Consider the following 20,528-nt stretch of genomic DNA (forward strand, 5'->3'; position numbering starts at 1 on the left):
TATAGTCGCACCTAAGCTTCTTCATAGTAAGGTCACGCTTGTGCTTTAATAACTTCAACCTTTTTATCACCTGATGATGCCTCTAACGTTGTTTTACCTTGGATAGCGACTATCACGCCAGTAGCCAGCATAGAAACGATTAAAGCTGCGCTGAGGGCTTTGGACATTTTCTTCTTGACCATAACCATACCTCCAATGTCTAATTACAATATTTAACTTTGTTGGGTAATCCATCGGGTGATTGTATTATAACGTACTGACAATGATTGTAAAAGGATTTGTTCCTTCCTCCGGTTGCCCTCTATTGCGACTGAATATGCCAGTGAATTTTCCGTGGTTACATAAGAATCTAAATAACCTAAAAACGGTTTACAATTACGACATTAAATGTTACATTAATTTGAAAATGAGTAATTTAATAGATTCGACTGGGGTTAAGGATCTGGGGATTACGAAACTGAGGCAGTGTTTGCCGTTTGACAGTCTGGTAAGTATGAATATGACGGTGGTTCTAAAACACCATTCATTCAACATTAGGAGGATATTCTAATGAAAACAAAATCACTAAAATTAATTACAGTTGGTGTGACTTGTGCTTTAGGGATTGGAATAGGAGTTTATGGCTGGGGAGCTGCATCTGCCGATACTAGTCCCTCTAAAGATCAAATGGAAATAAAAATCAATGATAACGGTCAAACATATGGTTCATTTATTTATCATGATGAAACAGAATTAGATCTAGTTAAGGCTTTTGGTGTAGACGGAACTGAAGGTTACATCAAGACTTCAGATATGAATCAAGATTTGCCACAAACTCCCGAAGAAGCAATTCAGAGTATGAATGAACCAAAAGTCGATAAGTATATAAACTTGTACGATAGCAACGAGAATATTATCGGAAAATTTCTACTCACTAGTTCAGATGATTAACACTAAACTATACTACTCCCCCAAAAAAAGGCTCTCCATGATGATTGAGGGCACTTTAAAATGCCAACATCTATAAACAGGATACCCACCTCATTTCTGAGAAGGGTTATTCTGTTTTCTTTGCTCCTTGATCGGCTTCCTCGTTATCTACCGCAAAACCCGATTTTTTAATTTGCTCGAGCTCTTTAATAAAAGTAATCATCATTCAAGACACCGATAAAGATGGTTTCGCCAGTTAATGTCTTCAACTCGTCAGCAACTCGAAGAATACCTAGATTAAAATTAAAGTTTAAACTATGATCTTGAAGCTTACTCATTAAAACACTACAATGTCTTTGATTTCAATTGGCATGGCGCTACCATCCCCTCAATTACTTTCAATGAATCTCCCACTTAATCGGTTAATTTGACGATCACACTATGCATATCTTCTAAAAAGTAATGGTGCGATCTATCTTCTCTGCAACTCCTTCGGGATGATCTCTATTACGTCAAAGCAACGTTGCATATAACTTTTGTTCATTACATACGCCCTCTGTTTAACCACCTTTCGTTTAATCTTAAAATGTCTCATACTACTTGAAAAGTAGGCACCTTTTTATTAGATAGGAACCAGAATGTAACTAATGGGTGTTAACAACAAAACAACCGTTTCAAGAACGATTGTTTTGTTGTTACATTGTCATGAAAGATTAAACTATTGTTTTGTAATGTTGATTTATCGCTTCCCGTCACTTTAAATTAACTTTTTCTCTATATCAAAAAGCTTAGAAATGCGGGGGAATAGACGAAAGGCATTGCCATAAGCGATCGCCTTCGCGTTTTCTTCGCTGATCTGCTGTGCTTCATGGAATACCGACTCCCGCTGTATCCGAAGGACGCTGTCCGCTGGCCAAGGTATGTCCGCTCCGAACAGAATCCGATCAGGTGCAATCAACTTTTGGATCGTGCCGAGATTCAACGTGGAATCATAATAAAGGTGGTCCAGTTTGGCTATTTCAGCTTGAAATTGTTCCGGTGTTGTTTCAACCTGAATCGAATCTTGCCCGATGGCGGCAAGCGCAATTCTCCATTTGATATACGGCACCATGCCCCCTGTATGGGGAAGAATGAACGTAATGGATGGATATTGGTCGAAAATGCGATGAACAGCCATCGTAGTGACAGCCCGCGTCGTATCGAAGGTGCCCTCAAGCAATGCAGGACTAAGCCCAGCGATTTTTTGCGGTATGAGGATGGGATGCAGAAACACAACAGCACTGCGCCGATCCAATTCGGTTAACAATTCGGTGTAATCTGGATGGCTTAAATATTTCCCCTGATAACTTGTCAGCATTGCAACACCATCCATCCCGAGAACATCAAGTGCATACAATGTTTCTTCCATGGCTGCTGCGGGATCCGGGAGTGGAAGCGTTGCAAACGCACCATACCGCTCAGGATGAAGTTGAGCATACGATGCGAGCTCTTCATTCATTTTACGTGCCAATGCGTTGGCAGAAGATTGGTCGATGAACGTCAGGTCTGACGGGGCTGAAAGGAATGAAAACGAGATGTCACATACATCCATTTTTTGCATCCCGATCTCGGGCGTCCACTTTGGCATAAAACTTGGAATCTCCATTCCCAACTCCCGCTGCTTTCGTTGCATTTCTTTAGAGATGATATGGTGGTGAACATCAATGACAGGATTAAACATGCGTGATCAGCTCCTTCTATTTATTTTCAAGCCATTGGTTTAACTGGTTTTGCTTTTCCGTCAATATTTTCTCTACGCCTGCATTCTTTAGTTTGTCGAGATAAGCGCCTAGTTCTGACGGATCAAAAGTTCCTGTCTGAAAGCCTGCATCATACTGGTTTTGGACGTTGGTCACCGAGGTAATTTGTGTTTTAACCGGATTGATGTCGAAGCTGAAACCCATCGCCCTTGATTTTACGGCACTCTCGTTTTCGCCCCTCAAGTGCTCCCACATGTCAGGATCGTTCCCTTCCCATATATAGGACAGGAAATTGTTCCCCACGGCATATTGGTTTGAATCGTATCCTGTTGCGGTAACACCTTCCGGCTTGCCGATCAGGTCATTATCCCGCTTAACATAATGCTTGCCCTCAATTCCGTTGGTAAACAGATTAATGACTGCTTCGTCCGAGTAAAACAGTTCCAATACTTGAATCGCCTTATCCGGCTGCTCACTGTTCCTTGCCAAAGACATCATGTTGGAAGCTACGCTATTACGCGTCATATACGAGTCCTCAAGGGGTACGCATACAAGTTCAGTCCCAGCCGCAAGTGATTCCGAGTAACACTCATTGATATTCCGGATATACGAGAAGGCTTTGCCTGCCTTGATCAGATTGGAGCCCGTTTCCTGTGACGTTGCGACGTCTTTGCTGAAATAACCTTTTTGATACCAATCACGCATCAGGTCAGCCATTGTGGAGAACCGCGAAGTTGCAAAAAGGTTCTGCACGGTGAAGTCCTCCCCGCCAAAATCCAGTACGCCAGGTGCTGTTCCCAATGGATCAAAATTCAGCATGGCTTGTCCGGGTGTTTCCTGCGAGGTATAGCTGACAATCGGCGTGATACCTGGCTCATTGTCCTTGATAAGCTGCAATACAGCAGAGATATCATTCCAGGTTTTTATGGCGCTAAGGTCAATAGCATGTTTATCGGCAAGCTCTTTGTCCATCACAAAGCTGGGGGAAAGTGTCCAAGCTTTAATGCTGGGAACGCCATATGTTTCACCATTCATCTTCCCGGCTTCTGCGGCTTCTTCTGGAACAGCCTCCAGTATCTCTTTACCGAATTCATTCAGCGATTCGTCCATGGGCATTAACTGTCCCCTGCCGATTTGGGATTCAAGGCCTAACCAAACGCTGGTATACACCAGATCCAGTTTCTCGCTGCCCGCCAGCATCAAGTTCATTTGATTGGCATAGTTCGATCCATTAACAGGCAAGAGCTTCACGGTGGCGCCTACCTTTTCCGCTGTAATATCACTGATGGCTTCCTGAATTTCCTTAACATCCGTTACATCCCCAAAAGCCGGATACGTCATGACCACTTCATACATGTCTGTTCCTGAAGCTTTTCCAAGTTCTGCCCCCTCCTTACTGTCTGGGTTTCCGCATGCCGTCAACAATAGAGGGGCCGCACAAATTAAGGACATTACCTTTATGAAACCCACAGGCAATCTTTTTCTGAACATCTTCATTCACTCCCCATGTTTGCTTTTGGATAAGACATCTTGGATACGAAGCATAACTAACCTTTTACGGCACCAATAGTCAATCCCTTGACGAAGAACTTCTGGAAAAACGGATACGCTGCGATCAGCGGCAACACGCCGATTACGGCAATAGCCATTCTCACACTGCCGAGAGGTACGGATGAGAGAACTGCTGTCTGACCAGACAAACTGCTTTGCTGCAAGTACTGGACATCAGACAACATTCGATTAAGCAGGTTTTGAATGCTGTAGAGGCTTCCGTCATTGATGAAGATCAGACCGTTAAACCAATCGTTCCAATACGAGATCATGAGCATCAGACCAATGGTTGCCAGGCTTGGGAGAGCAAGCGGGAGAACGATTTTGCAATAAATACCCCATTCGTTGGCTCCATCCACATAGGCTGACTCCACGACTTCGCCGGGAATTGATGTGGAAAAGAAACTGCGCATCAACAAAATGTAGAACCCGTTGGTCAGTAAATTCGGGATGATTAGCGACCAGATGGTATCTTTCAAATGGAAGAGGTCCGTATAAACCAGGTACATCGGCACCAGCCCCCCATTGAAAAGCAGGGTGAAAAATACGAAGAATGACAGGAACGAACGAAATGGAAGCACATTTCTGGATAGCGGATAAGCGACCAGGGTTGTGATCAACAATCCAACGATCGTGCCCACGACCGTGATGAACGTCGTAATTCCATACGACCGCAGAATCAACGAATACTGATTAAACAGATACACATAAGCATCGAAGCTGAATTGAGCCGGTAACAAACGATAACCATCCCTGATAATGGCTTGTTCCTCGGTTAGGGAAGCGGATATCAGAAGTATAAACGGAAACACTGCAGCGATTCCCATCATGATGAGCACGAGGTGAACAGCCATTTGATATATCCTATTTGAATACATGTTGTCCTCCCCCTTAGCTAAAACAGCGCCAAATCCCGGTTTTTGCGACGAACGATCGCATTGGTCGTTAATACTAACAGAAAACCGACAATGGACTGATAAAGTCCGGCAGCGGATGACATTCCGAAATCCCCAAATGTCATCAATCCACGATAAACGTATGTGTCAATGACATCGGTAGTCGTTTGCAGTGCACCCGAATTCAGCGGAACCTGATAGAACAATCCGAAATCGGAATTGAAGATGCGTCCCACTGCAAGAAGCACCATAATGACCATCGTGGGTTTAAGCAAAGGAAGGGTAATGCTCCAGACTTGCCTCCACTTGGATGCTCCGTCCAGCGTAGCGGATTCATAATATTCTTGGCTGATGCCTACAATTGAGGCCAGATAAACAATGCATGTATAACCGACGTTTTTCCACAGATATACCACACTTAATATAAAGGGCCATTTGCCGGAATCCGCATACCACGACACGGGGTCAATCCCCAGCAAAGGAAGCACGTAATGATTAACGAATCCGTTTTCCTCGTTGAGCAATGCCAGAACCAAGTAAGCGACAATGACCATCGAGATCAGATAGGGCAGCAAAATGATGCTTTGATACAGTCGGGAGGCAAATCGCTTTTTTACCTCGTTCAACAATACGGCCACAGCTATAGAGAGCACTGTTCCAAGCACGATAAATGCGCCGTTGTAAAGTAACGTGTTTCGGGTAATCACCCAAGCATCCTGCGTTTGGAACAGATAGGCGAAATTATCGAAGCCTACCCAGTCACTTCCCCAGATTCCTTTTGCAAAATTGATATCTTTGAACGCAATCACAATGCCGAACATGGGCAAGTAATTGTTGATGAACAGATAGACGATGCCTGGCAAAATCATGACCAATAACAGCCCATGCTTTCTGATGTTTTGGATGCGGTTTGCATGGAAACCTCGACGCATGTCTCTCTCCCCCTGTTCGTAACAATGATGTTTGGTTTGTGTAACTCCTCCAACATCCCTCCTATTCTATGAATGTCAGTTTATATGACTCAAAATTGTTCTTATATGAATAATACGATGTAAGTAAGCCTCAGTCATTGGTGTGATTCACTAAAAAAAATGATTTAATTTGGATTATTACACCAAAAGAAAAGCCTGTCTAAATTTTAATGTTATGTATTATCACATTCACTGCATTAAGCAACGTATTATAAGCCCTGTGATCAGCCTTTTCATGTCAAAAAGCAACGCACCTGAAAAAGGATGCGCTGCTTCATGTATAATTAAAGATTGTTACGAATGGATGGCTGCCATCTGTCTGCTGTTGGGAAACATTCGACCACCAACAAGCACACCACCCGAAAATACAGCTTCGCGTGGAGGTGCTGCAGCCAACGCATGCATCGCATTTATGGCATTTACCAACGAGAAAGTGCCTTGTTCACCCACTTTTGGAGTTAATGGCGCATTGGAAATAAGCTTGTACGTTTCTAGCAACCAGAAGTCCTCCACCCAACCGGATGCTTCAGCGAGACGTGACCCACGGGAGAGCATATCGCCATTTCCGAATGGACTCCACGAATCCAAAATGTTATCGGAACCGATATGAACGGACACTCCCGTTTCCATCAACAGTTTGATGGGGGGCATAGGCCTGTCAATGGGCACACTCGTCATGATGGCTACGCCGGTCGCACACAACCTTTCCGCGAGTGAGCGCACCTCTGTTTCCCCAACCTGGCCCAAACAATAGGCATGGCTTACCGCGGTACGGCCGGGTATACCGGCTTGTTCTGTCAGTTCGGCGAAGCTCCTGATCGTGTATATTCCGAGATGACTCGGGTCATGCAGATGCAAGTCGATGCCAGCAGAGAATTCTGTCGCAAGTTCAAACATGGCTTCCAGACTGGCATCCACTCGGCGGTCCAATCCGGCCGGATCCACACCACCAACATAGTTGGCTCCAGCACGAAGCGCTTGCCGCATGACGGAAACGGAGTCGGATCGAAGCAGGCCTTGCTGGGGAAATGCCACAATTTCCATATCGATGCGTCCTTGGTACATCTCGCGCACTTCCAAGACCTCCTCAAGATGAGAGAGACCAATTTGCGGATCCACGTCAACGTGTGTGCGGATTGCCGTTGTACCTTGGGCTAACATTAAATCCAACATTCGTTTCGCACGTTCTCCCGCTCCGGTCGGTAGTTCTCCCAACATACTTTTCTCAAATTCCAACTGGCCGGGCAGCGTGACAAACGGCTGCAAAGACTTCCACGGCTCCCCAATAAAATGCTTGTCCAGATGGGTATGCATATCTGTCATTGGCGGTACATAGTGCAGCCCATCCGCGTCAATGACGGTTGTCGCCCTACCGGCAATATTTACAGATGTGAGATCCGCATCCGTTCCGGCAGTCTCAATGCTGACAATAAGTCCAGTTGCTTGATCAATCGTTAGATCAAACAGGTTTTCCGACCATTTGACATTTTTCACGAGTGTTAAGCCTTTCTCCATAACTCCATCCCCTTACTTCATAATTAGATTGTTTCCATCCCATCCGACAACCACGGTAATTCCAAAAGTTTTGAGTCAGTACAAGCTACCTGTAATCCCGATTTCCAAACCGTGCGGGCCTCCGGTTTATTAAGCAGCACTTCCCTCTCCGACCGCTCTCGGAACAATACCATATCAGCCGGAGCGCCAACCTTAACGCCATAATTATCAATGCCTAACGCCTGTGCTGCGTTATGAGTCAGCATGTTGGTCAAGATGAGCGCATCCCGTTTGCCGCCCATGTAAGAAGTAATCGCCAATAGCCAGGCAACCTCAATCGGGTCTGTTTTGCCAAACGGCGTGAATGGGTTGCGCACATTATTGACGCCAATTGCCACATTCACTCCACAATCCTGGAGCAGTTTCACAGGAGTCAGACCTCTATGATAACCTTCTGGACCTTCTCTTCCATTCAAAAAGAGGTCCGTCATCGGCAGCGTAATGACGCTGATTCCGGCAAGACACAGAAGCTCCCCGATAGCCGAAGCTTCGTGTTCAGGGAGGGAACCGAGCGAGGTTACATGTCCGGCGGCTACATGCCCCTGCATGCCTGCAGCAATGGTCCTTTTTGCAATTTCCACAACGGCACGGTCGTTGAAATCGACCGAGAAATCCGCGTGAAAATCCAACGGTTTTCCGTACTTCCCTGCCAGACCAAATGCAAAATCCAAGTGCTCCCCCAGGTCTGCATCCTGATAAGTGATTCCTCCAATCACATCGGCTCCCATACGAACGGCCTCTTCCATCAGCTCAACAGTCCCCGGACTCTTGAACACCCCTTCTTGCGGAAAGGCAACTACCTGTAAATCCAGTTGATGTTTTAAGGATTGTTTGAGACGAAGAGCAGATTCGACAGCTCTGAGTCCAAGAACCGGATCGACCTCTGCTTGGCAACGCATATGGGTTACACCATTCCTGACGGCTTCCCGAATGACAACCAGCGAGCGACGATACATGTCCTCCCTTGTGAACGAACTTTTCAGTTTGGATGTTATCTGAATCGCGTCCTGGAGAGACTCCGCCTCCCGATCCATGGAATCCAGCAAATATGCTTTTTCCAAATGAATATGCGGCTCGACGAATCCGGGTAGCAATAAGCCCCCTTTGCCTTGCACTACACGAGAAGCTTCGGTTTTCCTTTCCCCGCATGGCGTGACAAATGCAATCTTGCCTGAGGATATCCCGACATCCATTCGCCTTTCATCCCCGGAAATCACCGTATCTGTGATAAGTAGATCAATCATTACATCCTCCGTTCATGTACGCTTTTATTACACGCAAGAAACACTTTAAGCATAATTCACTCCTTCTGAGAAATCATTGGATGAAAAGGATAAAAATAATTAGCAATATTGGATGATCAAACCAAAGATATTTACTCCACATGATCGTAGTGTTATATTACTTAACAATAAAATAACTTGTTCCAGAAAGGGATGGGTCGATGTGCTGCTGACAGATTTGCTGAAAAACGGCATTTACGATGATGCTAGAGTGATTACGGGGCATAAGGGGCTAGTACGTGAGGTTCAAACGGTCAACATTATGGACTGTCCGGATATCATTCGCTTTCTAAGGCCGAACGAGCTCTTGCTGACCAACGGCTTTTTCATGAAGCAGCAACCAGAGATGTTTATTCAACTAATCAGGGACATGCAGCGTCTTCAGTGCTCGGGGTTGGCCATCAAAACCAAGCGCTTTGAACTACCAATCCCTGATGAAATACTTTGGGAAGCGGATCAGAACGAATTTCCCATCATCGAAATTTCCGATGTCCGTCTATCCCTTGGCGAAATTTTGCAGCGATCGACCAGTGTGATTCTGAATAACAAGAGCGACGAACTGCAATATGCACTCAGCATCCACAAAAAATTCTCCGAGATGATCATGCGCGGCAAAGGAATTTCCAGCATTATCGATTCTCTGTCCAAACTGTTCTCATCCCCAGTCGTTCTGTTAAACTACAAATGGCAAACTATCTCTGCTTCCAGCCAGAATACAAGTGTTGCTGAACTCACTGCAGCCGCTGTAAATACACTTCAAGACTTGTCCGATATTTCTAGTCCCACTTCGTTGTGCTTCATCAACTCATCAGTCCGAGAGCGTTGCTGCATGCTGGTATATCCAGTAAAAACTTACCGCCACGAAGGCTATTTGTTATCCTTTCATTCACCGGATCAATGGACTGGGCTTTTCGGTCTGACGCTTGAACAGGCCTCCAACGTCATTGGAATGGAGCTGACCAAATCACAGGCTGTCAAAGAGCGCTCCCGCAGGCACAAAAACGAGTTCTTCTCCGATCTGATTGAGGGATATATCACTTCTGAGCAGGAGGCGCTGAACCGCGGCAAGAGATGTGGGCTTATCAAGGGGCGTGCAAGCGTTGTGCTGACCATGCGTAATGACGAGGTGCATCACATGCATCAAAGATTTCCTAATCACGAAGGTTCGGCGCCTCCGAAAGGAGATAATATCACGGAGCAAGAGGAGCAATACGAGCACATCAAACGTCTTTTTGGTGGGTTAGATCAATCCTTCGTCATGTTTACCAAACATGATACCTACTGTCTTCTGTTATCTATCCCTGAGTCGGGGTGGGATGAGGTGAAAATCACCGAGCAGTTGTCGGGAATGCTTAAAGAGCTACATGTTGAGACAGGACTGAGTCTGTCTATCGGCATTGGCAAACCTGCAACAAATGTACTCGGCGTTCGTCATTCTTATACAGAAGCAGTTAATGCATTGCAATTCGGCTACTGGCTAAAACGAAAGCAATTTGTCCAATCTTACCAAGCCAAGGACATCGGATATTTATTCCACATGCTTCCCCACAACGAACTGAAACAATTTTACGACGCGACCTTAAACGGACTGCTGCAGATTGCAGACGAACATGAAAAAAAAGAGTTGCTGCGCACCTTAAACGCTTTTTACGATACACAATGCCAGCTTGTCGAAACATCCAAACAACTTTTCGTTCATCGAAATACGGTGGTGTATCGACTGGAAAAGTGTGAAAAAATCCTGGGTGTGAAACTCAAAGATCCAACTGAAAGCTTACGAATCCGCATAGCGATAGCCATCGAACCTCTGCTTCTTCAATAAAATTTGTCCTTGCCTTGGGACAAGCTTAAAACAAAAAAAGCCGCTATAATAGCGACTTGAATTGAACATGTTCCTGTCTCGCGACACTTCTTTATTGGAATATCTATGAGATACGCCATCATGGAATAAATTTTAATTATTTTGTTAATATCCATTTTTGTCGATCAAGTGATGGATTCAGTTCACTTAGGAAAAGTTCGGTCCCATCTTCCGATACTTCTAATGCTTTTTGATGATGAGCTGAAGTAATATGAACTGATCCGTCTTTGTTCTCGTGAAGGATCCAACGCTGGTTGTTGTACCCTAAGTAATGATATAGCTGAAGTTTGTTTTGCCCTATATCCAGATCAAGCGTCTGACCGGCCGTAGTACGAATCGAATACGAACCTGCTTCGTCGCCTGTCGGAACAAATACCCACCTCTGGACGGAAGCTGCACTTGCATCCTGCAAGGTAACCGGCTCCCCGTTGACAAGGTTCACGGTGTAAATGGATTTCTGTGTTGCGGCATTTATAAGACTGGACTTGGTGATGTTTGCAGGTTCACCGTTGCTCACATTGACGTTCTGATAAGATGCGGAGCCGCCAAAAACATGGAGTCCAAAGTGGCCTTCTGCAAAAGTACCATCCATGATATCTATCACTTTTTGACTGTCCACGTGAACGACAATATGCGGACCATGCGCTTCTATTTTCACCTTATACGTATGACCTGGCTGAATGAACGTTGGTACTTTTGCAAGAACCTGACGTTCTTCAAATCCTCCATTGATTTTATAGAAAAGACGAATGGCCTTCATGTTAGGGTCTAGATTCAGATAATAACCACTGCGACCATCTTCGCTAGCCCTGAACAAAATAGAACCTGCCCCTCCTGTTTCACCGAGCATCATGTCTGCTTCATACGTAAAGTTCCCAGCCTTCTCTTTGGCAATATAATTCGCATCGCTAAAATACTTACCACGAATCCCATGTTCACTAACTAACCATGAAGCAGCAGACAGATCTTTAGTCCATCCACTCAGGTTTGTCCGGAACTCGCCACCTGAGACTTTAATGAGCACACTACTGGAAGTTTTACCATTCGGAGTAGATACGGTGACTGTGGACTCCCCTTCTTTTTTCGCCTTAATAACTGCATGTGAATTGTCTACCAACTCTATGGCGATTACGTCGTTATTACTGGAATTCCACTTAAGTGGTTGAACGCCTAAACCTGGTCCATACTCGACCATCGCTTGCAGTGTATCCGACTCGCCTACCCCCAGTTCCCGAACCCTCGTATCCATCTTTATTTGAGCTTTTGAAGGAATGTCCTCATTCCAGACAGATTGAAGTTGATGCACTTTCAAGGAAACAACGTTCACATTCCCACCTTTCACGTAAAAACTCATCGCTCTACTAGCAGGATCCGGAAATATTACATCTGAAAAGACGACTTTGCCGTCGTTACCAAAGGCTTCAACAGAAGACTCATCCACAAGAATACGCATCTTGATCCGGTTATTCTCCATTTGCGCAGGCGCTTCATGTTTCTTACTGAAAAGGTTAGAAAAATCCGTTTCACCGGATGCAGTTCGGTCCACAAACATATTACTATCGCTTGCCATATAACCCACGACCGTCTTCTGATTTGCACCCTCACGAATGTTAAAGCCAAACTCGGTCACTGTGCTGGTTTCAGGGATTTCAATTTCAGCTTCAATTTCGTAAGCACCTGAAATAATACCTTTTAACAGATTACCGGAAGAAGGACTCACCGACTTGTTAGAAGCAGAATACAAAGGTTTACGCAGTGATTCCAATTCTTTGATTGGATTTTGCACCATCCGAATTCCATCTTTGGTCGTTAGCAATGATACTTCCCTAGGAATGGTTAGTTCACCTTTCCAATTGGACGTTGGGAAAGCGAACGGATAGTCCCAATTCGTCATCCACGCCATCATCACTGTGCGATGATCAGGCATGTTAGCGAAAGACATCGAAGCGTAAAATTCTTTACCAAAATCTGTTCTTAACACCTTACCCGCCGGATTATCGTTCACGAATTTACCATCAGCTGTTAAATGACCGATAAAATACTCGGCATCTGATCCGCCTGTTTTGGGATTCGCTCCTGTACTGATCATCATAACCCACTTCTTCTGTGACGTTCCGTCTACCGGAAGCTGGAACAAATCAGGACATTCCCATACGCCTCCACGGACGTAATCCCCATAACCCCAATTATCCGTCAATTTCCAGTCAAGTAAATTCGTTGACGTATAGAAACGAATATGATCTCCTCCGGACACAACCATAACCCATCGTTTATTCTCATCATCACGGATCACTTTCGGATCGCGGAAATCCCAATTCCCAACTTCATTTCCGCTCTTACCTGGGTTCTCGATCACAATCGGGCGTTCCTTCGAATACTCCCAAGTACGACCTAGGTCTTTACTGTAAGCCAGACCTATACGCTGGTTTCCATTCGGGCTATCCGGATTAAAGGAAGTGTAATATGCAATAAGGCCCTTGCCTCCTGAATCTCCGAATAAACCAGATGCATTTGTCATATCCGCAACAGCCGACCCAGACCAGACATGTCCGTGATCATTCCAGGGAAGTGCAATCGGAAGCCGTTTCCAGTTCAGCATATCTTTACTTACCGCATGCGCCCATGTTCCTCCATCCTGATGAAAGAGATGATATTCTCCTTCGAAGTAGACAAGTCCATTCGGATCACTCGCTGAACCACGTATTGGCGTGTAGTGATATTGTGGACGATATATCTCATTGTAATATTGGTTCAATTCCGTCACATAAGTATCCTGGAAGTAAGCCGTCCCCTTTTTTACGACGATTCCGGTACTTCCACTCCTGTAGGTTGAATCTTTCACGTCAATCGCGGCTGTAGTGTATCCGTCCAGGAAGACCTGAATTCGATCTCCCTTTGCCTTGATTTCCACATGATGTTTGGCTCCCATCTGACTCGGATAAGTACGTTGCGAACTTGCAATTACTGTTCCTTTTGTATTCGTCAAACTTACACGGACCTGATCTCCTTCCTTCGTAAGAGTAGCTTCATATCCTTCAGCTCCATCGGTTGAAGATCGAAATGCGAGAGCTGCAATAGAATCAGGACGAAGGGTAATATTCCCTTCATAGACCATATCAGTCGCCTCTTTGTTATAGATTTGCTGTGCTATGCTCCCCTGTTCTACCGTCCCTCTTTTGCCGTTGATATCAGGTTGCCATTTTCCCTTGCTAGAAATCACCGGCCCCAAATTACCTTTCAGATCACTCACCACGATGTTCGAAAACAAGGCGGATCCATCCCATACATGGAGTCCAAGCTTTCCGCTTTGATACGAAATGTCCTGAACATCAATTAATGGTTTATATTGATTGCCCCAATATACTTTTAGCGAGGAACCCACTGCCTTCACTTTGAGATGATAGATTTGCCCCATTTCAACAGAAACTTTACGCTCCTCCTTTAATTTCCCATCTCCATTTCTTGCATCTCTTAACCGAATCAGGCCTGCGTCCGGAACGATTTGCAGCATGTACGAGCTAAAGCCATCCTCATTAGATCGAAACAACAATGTTGCATCCGCCTTCGTATCCCTGATCATGACATCAGCTTCATAGATAAAATCATCGGACACTGTCTCTGAGATGGCCATTACATTTTCTTTAGGCTGTGAAGTTAGCAAGATTCCTTCTGAAGTATCCTCTAATCCTCCTTTTCCTTTCACTTGCCAGCCTATCAGATTGGTATTTGATTTGGATGCGCTTTCAAAAATATCAAGCTCCTCCTTTGCCTGTTTATTTGTTTCCTGATCTGCAAGTACAGCACTAGCCGCAATTGATTTAGATGTAAAAATCCCGTTTGAAGTCAGAGCTAATCCCGTTGCCATCAGAAGACATATTGCGAATTTAGATTTATCTTTCATTCCATACCCTCTTTTCTAATAATATTGTGAAGTTGGTTCAAATTTAATTGGTTTTGGACAACCAGTTCAGTTCGGTTGATTTTCCCAAATGCTTACGAGATCATTGATTTGAAGCGACACGACCTTTAGTTCTCCGCCAATGGCATAGAGTTCCAGCCCTCTACTTCCCAAGTCGGGGAAAATCGTGTCTGAAATGATAGTTGTCCCATTGTTGCCAAAGATCTCTACACTTGACCAATCAACATAGATGCTCAACTGTATCCGTCTATGCTCTGGCTTCATAGGGGCCTTGTGTTTTGTAGCAAAATCGGGATGGAAATCAACAGCGTTTGACTTCGTTCGATCGACAAACAACTCCTCATTCAAGACATTATATCCGATGACTGTCTCCTGGTTGGAAGAGGAAGACTTTCGCACCTTGAACCCAAATTCTATTGCATTACCGATTTCGAATTCCGCAATAATTTCCATCTTTGTAGCAGAAACATCAGACAAAACGTTCATATCTGGTTTAATCGTAATGTCTTGTAGAGACAGAATTGATCTTCTAAGTTGATTTAACTCACTTATGGGTGCTTGAATTAAGCGAAGTCCTTCCGAATACGTCCTGAGCTGAATCTCTCGTGGGATGGACATATGGCCACGCCATTCTTTAGAAGGAAGAGTGGAAGCATAACGCCAATTATTCATCCAGCCGACCCAAATCTTTCGCCCATCCTCATTCGGTATACCATCCCAGGTCACGGCCGCGTAAAAGTCAGATCCGTAATCTATCCATTGGATTGTATCGAATGATTCCAATGTTTCATCTAGTGTAAAAACCTTACCATCAAAGTGACCTATAAAATACATCATGCCAGAACCGCCTGCGGGTGGTTCTGAATCGTTTGGATTTACGCCATTTCTATCTCCGATACTTAGTGTCAGAATCCATTTAGTGGTATTAGGGTCCTCATCCACTTGGAGTTTAAAAACATCAGGACATTCAAAAATCCCACGATGTATGCCTGGAATATCAGAACCGAAACCGCTTGCAAAAAACCAATCCTTAAGATTCGAAGATGTGTAAAATTCTACATGGTCACTTACAGCAAGAACCATTACCCAGTTTGAGGATTCTTCATGCCAGAATACTTTTGGGTCTCGAAAGTCTAGCGTCTCCGTGGGGAATAAAACAGGGTTACCTTCATACTTTGTCCAGGTTCGACCATTGTCCTTACTGTAAGCGATGCTTTGAACCTGCGGTTTACCGGGTTGAGCGTTGTTACCATTATTAGTATAAATTGCAACCAATCCTGATCCTGCTTCGTTGAAGAATCCGCTTGTATTGTTCTTATCGACTACCGCACTTCCCGAAAAGATCGCTCCATCTTCCCCAGGTGAGATGGCTGGTGGGAGTTCATCCCAATGTACTAAATCATTACTTACTGCATGTCCCCAATGCATTCTGTCGAAGTCAGGCTGCGTATCATGGGGAGTATATTGGTAGAAAAGGTGATACTCTCCTTCGTAATAAACTATTCCGTTAGGATCGTTAATCCAATTTCCCTTAGGGGAATAATGTATTTGCGGTCGGTATTCATTTTTATAAATAAAGTTTTCTGGATCTTTGCTGATATTATTTTCACCTGATAGATGTACTTTTTTAATTTTATTCACGCTCCCTTAAGGCTATTTAAAATCTAAAAAAGTAATTTGCATTCCTTATTAACAAAATAAGCCACTCGTTTTCATTTGTCAAAGTATTTTTGTTTAAATGAACATTATTATTTATGTATATATCCGTTTTAGTTTACATTTGCACATTTTATGATTGATTATAGAAAAAAACAATTTTTTATTTAAGTTGACTTAATCATTTTTTTATTGCTTTAAACCTAATGGTTTACAAATGTAAAAAAGGTTGCATCTAAACTTCTCTTTACTTGTTCAACAAAATATTCGTTAGTATTAAACCCAATTTTACCGATAAAACAAAAAAAGCCGCTAAAATAGCGACTTCAATAGGAATATGTTCATTTCCCGCGGCAGGTTAATTAATTAACGTCTTGCCTTCATTTAATAACTTCAACCTTTTTATCCCCTGCTGACTTCGCTACCTCTAACGTTGTGTTACCTTGGATAGTGACTATTAGGCCAGTAGCCAGCATAGAAACGATTAAAGCTGCACTGAGGGCTGTGGAAATTTTCTTCTTGACCATAACCATACCTCCGATATCTATTATGTTGTGATAAGCGGCTCAAAGAACTATGATGAGCCGAGTGTGACTGGTATTACAATATTTCACTTTTTTGTTTGTTATCTACCTGGTGATTGTATTATAACGCACTGCCAATGATTGTAAAAGGATTTTTTCCTTGTGTTCAAATACAATAAAGTATGATTGTTTTCTCAGAATTTCTTTTCAAAACTAAAAAATTTGGCGGTCATTCTCCTTGATGTAAAGTATCCACATATTCAATAAACCTTTTCGCTGCTGGGGAAATATTATGATCATCTCTCCACTTTAATCCTATTTCCCAGTACCATCCTTCATCAATGATAGGGATCCAGACCAATTCATCTAACATCAACCCCAGCGTCTTAGGCAGTACTGATACACCTAGACCCGACTTTATAAAACCGGCTACAGTGATCAGGTCCTCCGCTTCATAAGCCGAAGCAAGAAAAAATCCGGTATGTCGGAACCGGGATATGATCGTTGCTTTTAATCCACAGTTGTTTTTCAATCCAATAAAAGGCTCGCCAGACAGCTCTGTCAAACTAAGAGCGCTACAATCTGCATAACGATGTTGGGAGGGAACAACAATGTATAAAGGAACATTTTTAATCGTCTTCCAGTGATGATTATCCAAAGTAGATTCCCTCGATGTAATCATAATATCCGAGAATCCTTGCTCCAGATGTTCATCAATATCTCCTAAGTTCCCTTGTGTCAATTCGAACCGAACTTTGGGATACTTCAATTGATAACTCCGAATTAGGCTAGGGATCAATTCAACACCGAGAATATTTAGATAAGACAACGTAATCACACCAGTATCCGGGTTGGACCACTCTTCGATTTCCTTTAGACCATTTTCAATATTATGTAGGGCCCTACCAATCCATTTAGAGAACATAGTACCGTTGCGGTTCAGCTTAATATTTCGTCCATTTCTCTCAAATAAAGGAGCTCCTATCTCGTTTTCAAGCTTGGCAATTGCATGACTTAACGCTGGCTGAGTAATACCGAGTTTTTTGGAGGCTAAGGTCATATGTTCAAGCTGTGCAACGGTCATAAAGTATTCCAATTGTGTAAGTTCCATTAAAACACCCCTCCATATATTAATAATATTCATCATTTCTATTATTATAATAAATTGGACGTTATGAAAGTAGCAAGTGTAGTATTAGTTCTAGCTCCTCTCGAACTACACATTAAGGTTTAGAGACAGAGCAATTTCAAATTAATCATTGAATACCATCACTAGGAGGAATAGTTATGCATAAAGAGTTTGAGTTCTCTGTATCAGAATTTAAAGGTAAAAGGGTGCTTGTAACCGGAGGAACAAAGGGAATGGGGCAAGCAGTTGTGAAAAGACTTGCAAACGGCGGAGCTACAGTTCTTACTACTGCCCGTTCCCTATCTGCTGACTTGCCAAATTCGGTCAAATTTGTGCAAGCAGATGTCGCCACACCTGAAGGTGTAGAGCAAATAATTACAGCAGTAAAAGAGCAACTTGGAGGTATCGATATTATCGTCCATTGCGTAGGTGGATCAACGACACCACCAGGAGGCGCACTTGCATTGAGTGATGAGGATTGGCTTCATACATTAAATTGGAATTTACTCGCAGCAGTTCGACTTGATCGTGGCTTAATTCCACTTATGTTAGAAAATAATTCAGGCGTTATTCTTCATTTCACTTCCATCCAGAGACGTTTGCCTTTATATGAAACTACACTGGCTTATGCGTCTGCCAAAGCCGCGCTGGCTAATTATAGCAAGGGATTATCAAATGAATTTTCCCCACAAGGAATTCGCATAAATACGTTGTCTCCTGGGTTTATTCAGACAGAAGCAGCTGACGCATTAATTGATCGGATCGCAACTGAAACCGGAAGTCGAGAAAGTGCCCTTGAACAACTTATGACTTCACTCGGAGGTATTCCAATTGGTCGGCCAGGATTTCCTGAAGAAGTCGCTGAGCTGGTCGCATTTCTGGTCTCAGACCGAGCAGCATCTATTACAGGTAGTGAATATGTCATAGATGGGGGAACTATCCCTACCGTCTAATAATTAATTAATAAAGGGAGAGAACAATATGGATCTCAATCATTTACCGTCTGTAATTGCCAAATACATTACTGCATCTAACAAGCCAGACCCAGTAGTATTTGTAGATTGTTTTTCAGAAAATGCCGTTGTGATGGATGAAGGAAAAAAGCGAAATGGCAAACAGGCGATTCGGAAATGGAGTGATCAAAACCATTTCGCGGCGAATGTAACGTTAGAGCCAACAAAAGCCAAAAAAATAGGTGATGAAATTGTGTTAACATGCAAGCTGGATGGTACCTACGATAAGACGGGTCTACCCGATCCGCTATTATTGGATTATCATTTTGTTATTGTTGACGATAAGATCATTAGACTTTCCATTTTCTAAAGATATCCAAATGGCTTGTCCGCCACGGGCTGCAGTAATAAGCTCTCTTTGTACATGATTTGAACAAAAAGATGCCCCCACAATGATGTATTTGATCATGTAGGGGGCATCTTTTAAATCACGACAGCCGTTCAACATTAATCAAAGGCTGTATTTTGATGTCGAAGTCAACATTAATTTTCATATTTTCCCAATATCTCAACCATTGCTCTTCCGTTATTGGTTTAGAAAAAGGCTTAAGTGAATGTGTTCCGACCTCTAAGGGATCCACTCTCAACCGTTGCATACTTTTTAATAATTCTGACGTTTGTTCCTCAAGGTATACCTCAATCTCATGAATTAAATGTTCCAATTGTTCCTCGCTTTGAATATTCTTTTCTCCCTGATATTCCTCAATTCTTCCTTTCAATCCCACATGTAAAGACAAGGATGAATAGTCACTTGATAGTTTCATGCGAATATTGGATCGAACACGTCCCAAACTGATAGATAACTTTGGAATGGCCAAGACTTTTAAGAAATGATCGTTATCCAGAAGTTGAAAAATTTCATCACTTACGTCTTGAGTAACCATTACTTCTTTATCATTTTGGAAAAAGGCCGTTCCTACGTAATTGAAATTGTTTTTATCCGCATGAAAAACCGGCAGGATCGGATCCTTAAGAGGGGAATATAACATCTTCATGAATTGATGAATATTGACAATGCTCATTTCACCTTGGTTATGTTCCTCGTAATGCTTTAACATCCGATAAAGAAAATAATCTTGGTTTTCTTGCTTCGTCAATTGATTTTTTATGTATTCATCAAAATCGCCTCTGACAATCAATAAATAGACATGCATTGAAATATCGGGATCAACCAATATCGTATTGATCAGCTTTTCAATGCCTTCTTTTGTTGCCAGTTCCTCATTGATTAATAACATTCGCAGCTGCCCCTGCTTTAATTCCCGATAATAAATTAAATTAAACTCCTTGCCCCCCTGTTTTAACAGATCAACTTCCTTGGAGAGAAAGCGTTTTTTTTCTTTGATGAGTGGTGGCACTAAAGTGCTGATTTTAAACTTCCCCTCCGTCCCCTTGTCAACCGACCAGAAAACTACCGGAGCGATCTCTTCGATGATATTGTTCTCGGCATATGGTGAAGAGCAACCGGCCATCCACATAAGGCTTACAATCGCCAATAAACCATAATGCTTGTATGGTATCAT

The 20,528-nt window shown here is 43.2% G+C and carries 16 protein-coding genes; 4 read left to right on the forward strand and 12 right to left on the reverse strand.

From position 1 onward, the window contains the following. Positions 1 to 32: 32 nt before the first annotated feature. A complete protein-coding gene (locus C170_RS31200; RefSeq protein ID WP_179086457.1) occupies positions 33 to 182 on the reverse strand; it encodes a hypothetical protein in 150 nt (49 codons plus the stop codon). Between the two features lie 367 nt (positions 183 to 549). On the opposite strand from C170_RS31200, the gene C170_RS25085 reads away from it, so the two are divergent. Further along, positions 550 to 930, forward strand: a complete 381-nt coding sequence (locus C170_RS25085) for a hypothetical protein (protein WP_051447390.1) — start codon at positions 550 to 552, stop codon at positions 928 to 930. Between the two features lie 736 nt (positions 931 to 1,666). On the opposite strand, the gene C170_RS25090 is transcribed toward C170_RS25085, so the two are convergent. The 6 genes from C170_RS25090 to C170_RS25115 form a co-directional block, all read right to left on the reverse strand. Further along, positions 1,667 to 2,629 (reverse strand): amidohydrolase family protein, encoded by a 963-nt coding sequence (locus C170_RS25090; RefSeq protein WP_036615371.1) that lies wholly within the window; start codon positions 2,627 to 2,629, stop codon positions 1,667 to 1,669. Between the two features lie 16 nt (positions 2,630 to 2,645). Next, positions 2,646 to 4,139, reverse strand: a complete 1,494-nt coding sequence (locus C170_RS25095; protein WP_051447391.1) for an ABC transporter substrate-binding protein — start codon at positions 4,137 to 4,139, stop codon at positions 2,646 to 2,648. Positions 4,140 to 4,195: 56 nt separating this feature from the next. Further along, complete coding sequence (locus C170_RS25100) at positions 4,196 to 5,077, reverse strand: carbohydrate ABC transporter permease (protein WP_036615373.1); 882 nt, start codon at positions 5,075 to 5,077, stop codon at positions 4,196 to 4,198. A 17-nt stretch (positions 5,078 to 5,094) separates the two neighbouring features. After that, positions 5,095 to 6,027, reverse strand: a complete 933-nt coding sequence (locus C170_RS25105; RefSeq protein ID WP_036615375.1) for an ABC transporter permease — start codon at positions 6,025 to 6,027, stop codon at positions 5,095 to 5,097. Between the two features lie 333 nt (positions 6,028 to 6,360). Beyond that, positions 6,361 to 7,581 (reverse strand): amidohydrolase family protein, encoded by a 1,221-nt coding sequence (locus C170_RS25110; RefSeq protein WP_036615378.1) that lies wholly within the window; start codon positions 7,579 to 7,581, stop codon positions 6,361 to 6,363. 23 nt (positions 7,582 to 7,604) lie between these two features. Further along, positions 7,605 to 8,864 (reverse strand): amidohydrolase family protein, encoded by a 1,260-nt coding sequence (locus C170_RS25115; RefSeq protein WP_051447392.1) that lies wholly within the window; start codon positions 8,862 to 8,864, stop codon positions 7,605 to 7,607. Positions 8,865 to 9,066: 202 nt separating this feature from the next. On the opposite strand from C170_RS25115, the gene C170_RS25120 reads away from it, so the two are divergent. Further along, positions 9,067 to 10,725, forward strand: coding sequence for a PucR family transcriptional regulator (locus C170_RS25120; protein WP_036615380.1), 1,659 nt, complete (start codon positions 9,067 to 9,069; stop codon positions 10,723 to 10,725). Positions 10,726 to 10,861: 136 nt separating this feature from the next. On the opposite strand, the gene C170_RS25125 is transcribed toward C170_RS25120, so the two are convergent. The 4 genes from C170_RS25125 to C170_RS25135 form a co-directional block, all read right to left on the reverse strand. Then, on the reverse strand, positions 10,862 to 14,665 hold the full coding sequence (locus tag C170_RS25125) for a GH32 C-terminal domain-containing protein (protein WP_051447393.1): 3,804 nt from the start codon (positions 14,663 to 14,665) through the stop codon (positions 10,862 to 10,864). Positions 14,666 to 14,731: 66 nt separating this feature from the next. Then, positions 14,732 to 16,324: a glycoside hydrolase family 32 protein gene (locus tag C170_RS25130; protein ID WP_081746047.1), complete on the reverse strand. Its 1,593-nt coding sequence runs from the start codon at positions 16,322 to 16,324 to the stop codon at positions 14,732 to 14,734. Between the two features lie 395 nt (positions 16,325 to 16,719). Continuing rightward, entirely contained in the window at positions 16,720 to 16,866 is a 147-nt protein-coding gene (locus C170_RS31205; RefSeq protein WP_200868520.1) for a hypothetical protein, read from the reverse strand. A gap of 226 nt (positions 16,867 to 17,092) precedes the next feature. Beyond that, positions 17,093 to 17,974, reverse strand: coding sequence for a LysR family transcriptional regulator (locus C170_RS25135; protein WP_036615383.1), 882 nt, complete (start codon positions 17,972 to 17,974; stop codon positions 17,093 to 17,095). Positions 17,975 to 18,150: 176 nt separating this feature from the next. Here C170_RS25135 and C170_RS25140 point away from each other — a divergent pair, with 176 nt between their 5' ends. Further along, positions 18,151 to 18,945, forward strand: a complete 795-nt coding sequence (locus C170_RS25140; RefSeq protein ID WP_036615385.1) for an SDR family oxidoreductase — start codon at positions 18,151 to 18,153, stop codon at positions 18,943 to 18,945. 28 nt (positions 18,946 to 18,973) lie between these two features. Next, the gene (locus C170_RS25145; RefSeq protein WP_036615388.1) at positions 18,974 to 19,315 is read left to right on the forward strand and encodes a nuclear transport factor 2 family protein; all 342 of its coding nucleotides are present in this window, start codon (positions 18,974 to 18,976) and stop codon (positions 19,313 to 19,315) included. 118 nt (positions 19,316 to 19,433) lie between these two features. On the opposite strand, the gene C170_RS25150 is transcribed toward C170_RS25145, so the two are convergent. After that, on the reverse strand, positions 19,434 to 20,528 hold the full coding sequence (locus C170_RS25150) for a Ger(x)C family spore germination protein (protein ID WP_036615391.1): 1,095 nt from the start codon (positions 20,526 to 20,528) through the stop codon (positions 19,434 to 19,436).

Origin of the sequence: Paenibacillus sp. FSL H7-689 (assembly GCF_000517905.1) — a bacterium.
GTDB lineage: Bacteria > Bacillota > Bacilli > Paenibacillales > Paenibacillaceae > Paenibacillus > Paenibacillus amylolyticus.